At 38.8% G+C, this 3510-nt stretch carries 3 protein-coding genes; 1 reads left to right on the top strand and 2 read right to left on the bottom strand.

The window, feature by feature from the left end:
• Nucleotides 1-99: 99 nt before the first annotated feature.
• Nucleotides 100-1323, bottom strand: a complete 1224-nt coding sequence (dpaL, locus tag G558_RS0111070) for a diaminopropionate ammonia-lyase (protein ID WP_028830193.1) — start codon at nucleotides 1321-1323, stop codon at nucleotides 100-102.
• Nucleotides 1324-1325: 2 nt separating this feature from the next.
• Nucleotides 1326-2132 (bottom strand): selenium-dependent molybdenum cofactor biosynthesis protein YqeB, encoded by an 807-nt coding sequence (gene yqeB, locus G558_RS0111075; protein ID WP_036931935.1) that lies wholly within the window; start codon nucleotides 2130-2132, stop codon nucleotides 1326-1328.
• A gap of 94 nt (nucleotides 2133-2226) precedes the next feature.
• Here yqeB and G558_RS0111080 point away from each other — a divergent pair, with 94 nt between their 5' ends.
• Nucleotides 2227-3252 carry a molybdopterin-binding protein gene (locus G558_RS0111080; RefSeq protein ID WP_028830195.1) on the top strand — a complete coding sequence of 342 codons (1026 nt, stop codon included), beginning with the start codon at nucleotides 2227-2229 and terminating at the stop codon, nucleotides 3250-3252.
• Nucleotides 3253-3510: the final 258 nt, after the last annotated feature.

Genomic DNA, 3510 nt, shown 5'->3' on the forward strand with positions numbered 1-3510 from the left:
GCTGATAATACTTGGAGGGCAGCCTCCTGGGAAAGTAGGACGTAGCCAATTTAAAAAAGCACTTGAGTATATCTCAGGTGCTTTTTTAATACATAAAATCTAAAGTGAATCCATGCCTTCCCAGACTATTGATCTGTAACGCTCTGGATCAGTATCTCCTTCGGTAGAGAAAAGCATAACTGAAGAATTTTCATCGAGTCCCAGTTTTTCTTTTATATCTTTATACTCGGGATCCGTAAGGATAGTATAGAGAAGTCCCATGGTAACGGCACCTGATTCTCCAGATGTTACAGGAGCATCTCCCTTTGATGGAGCAGCAAGGAGTCTCATACCAAGGGCACTTACCCAGTCAGGGCATGATACGAATGTGTCTGCATGATTTTTGAGAATACCCCAGGCAATAGTGCATGGTTCCCCACATGCCAGTCCATTCATGAGAGTGAGCATGTCTCCGCCAACTATCTGTGGATTTCCACTTCCTTCAATAGCACTTTTGTAGAGGCAATCAGCTACTTCTGCTTCTACAACAACTACCTTAGGTTCACAGTCACTGTATTTATTTGTAAAATATCCCTGGACAGCGCCAGCAAGCGAACCAACTCCTGCCTGTATGAATATATGTGTAGGTCTTTCGCATCCGTACTTTTGCATCTGGGTGTCGGCTTCAAGCGCCATTGTTCCGTATCCCTGCATTATCCATGCAGGAATCTCTTCATATCCATCCCACGCAGTATCCTGGATTATGATGGCATTTTCCTTCGATTGAGATTGACTGTATGCTTTCCTTACACAGTCATCGTAGTTAAGAGCCTCTATAGTAGCGGTGGCATTTTCATTAAGAACGTGATTAAGACGAGTCTGTGTGGTGCCTGCAGGCATGTATACAACACATTTCTGATTAAGCTTGTTGGCAGCCCATGCTACACCACGCCCATGATTGCCATCCGTAGCAGTATAGAAAGTTATCTCTCCGATTTTGTTCCTGAGTTCATCAGAGGTTAGAACGGAATAAGGAAGTTTGCTTATGTCTTCATCAGTTATTGAAGATATGTATCTGGCTATGGCATAGGAGCCACCAAGTACCTTAAAGGCATTAAGCCCAAATCTGTAAGATTCATCCTTCAAAAAAATATCTTTGAGTCCAAGATGAGCTGACATATTAGACAGTCTAACTAGTGGAGTTTCCTTGTATTGAGGAAAGCTCATATGAAATTCATGCACCTGTTTTGATTGACTTGGTGACATCAAAATCAGATTTTTATCTTCGGTCTTTGGAAGATTGTTTGATATCCATTTTAATTTATTCTTTTTTTCTTTATTCATTGCTAAAATTTCTCCCTTCCAATTTTCAATATTGCCTCAAGCACACCGCCTCCCAAGCTCCTTGCCTTGTCAGAAACGCTGAAGCAGTGCTCTATTTGCGCCCGTGGGTCTATATCTGCAACCTTCATTCCACTTTGGACAAAGAGTCCACCTTTTAGCTGTCCACGTAATATACCATCGATTGAAGCCAGTACAGGAACATCATCTACAAGAGCCAGGATATGACCTTTTTTTACATAAGAGCCTATAGGAAGGACAGCATTGTATATTCCGCTTGAAGGAGATTTTATAACTCTTTCCTTAGAATATCCTCCTATATCGCCGGGAACGCCGGTATTAGGAGATGCATAACCGTCATATATGCATCGTCCAAGATTGTGGCCTCTTTGAGATTCGATAACGCAATCGCAGTCAATTTGAGCACAAAAACCGGGACCTATGCCAATTGTTATCGGAGCATCGTCTTTTTCAAGCCCTAAATTCTTTTTTGCAAGAATAGCATCTATAATTATATCAGGCTTCCACTCATTTTTTATTTGTGCAAGTTCATCAACGATTACACCTATGTTTGCATTTGAAATTGCAAAAAGACAATCTGAAATATCCTTGCAAAGTATAGCCTTTATACCCTCTAATTCAAAAGCCCCCTCGTAGACAGCTGTGCAAAATGAAACACTTCGCCTTATTGCAGTAGGTTTAGGAATTTCAGTCATTATTATAGAAAATCCGCATTCAAAAAGCCTGCAGGCAATTCCAGAAGCAATATCCCCGCCTCCCTTTATCAAAACCTTAAAATTTCGCTTCAACATATGAACAACCTCCTTGTAGGTTAATTTTATCATATTTGACAGTGGAATAACACTGTTGTATACTCAATTATATTAATAGATAGGGAGGCTTGAAATGTACAAGGTTAAAACGCAGGAAAGCGTAGGTAAAGTTCTTACTCATGATATTACAAAGATAGTAGTCGATGGAGAAATACCTGAAAAATATCCGGTATTCAAGAAAAACCATATAATAAGAGAAGAAGACATAGAAGTTTTGCTTTCTATAGGTAAGGAATATATATATGCTGGAGATGTAGAAAAAGGCATGATTCATGAAAATGAGGCCGCTCTTAGAATGGGGAATATGTGTGAAAACAATCATCTTGTCCACACAGATGTCTCAGAAGGCAGGGTAGATATAGTGGCGCAAATTGATGGCCTGCTGAAGGTGAACCTTGAAAAACTCTATGAGATAAACTCTGTGGACAGCTTCATGATTTCTACAATACACAATAATTCACAGGTCAGAAAAAATCAAAAAGTAGCAGGTATGAAGATTATTCCCCTTATGATAGAAGAAGAAAGAATGAAATACGTAGAGAATATACAAAAAGATGTTCCTCTTTTGACACTTCTTCCATACGTTAAAACAAAGATAGGACTTGTGATAACAGGAAGTGAAATATATAATGGCAGAAGAAAAGATGGCTTTACTCCTATTATAGAATCAAAACTTAAAAAATTTGGAGCAGGACTTATTGGGACAAGAATAGCATATGATGACGAAAATCTAATTTCTTCTTATATAGAAAAATTTATTGAAGAAGGCGCAGAAGCTGTTTTTTGCACAGGAGGAATGAGCATAGATCCTGATGACAAGACTCCTTTAGCAATAAGAAAATCAGCAACACAAGTGATAAGTCATGGATCACCAGTAGTCCCAGGGGCAATGTGGATGCTTGCATACAAAGGGGAAATACCAATAATGGGCATTCCAGGAGGTGCACTTTTTAGCAAGGCTACCACTGTTGATATAGTTCTCCCAAGGATTCTTGCAGATGACAAGATAACAAGAAGAGATGTAGTTGAGATGTCACACGGAGGATACTGCCTTAAGTGTGAAGTCTGTCATTTTCCACAGTGTGGATTTGGAAAATAGGTGTTGACAGACTAAGAATTCAATGGTATTCTAATATAGCTCTCAGAAATGGGAGCTATATATTTCAAAAATAAAAGTTTAAAAATAAATTAAAAAACTATTGACATTATCTTTTAAATTTGGTATATTAATAAAGTCGCCAAAACAACACAAACAAAACAACATAAGAGCGGCGCAACATGAACCTTGAAAACTAAACAGCAGAATATACAAACCATTTATAGGTGTGAGCCGCAAGGCGAACATCTACAAAAAGAA

Origin of the sequence: Proteocatella sphenisci DSM 23131 (assembly GCF_000423525.1) — a bacterium.
GTDB lineage: Bacteria > Bacillota > Clostridia > Peptostreptococcales > Filifactoraceae > Proteocatella > Proteocatella sphenisci.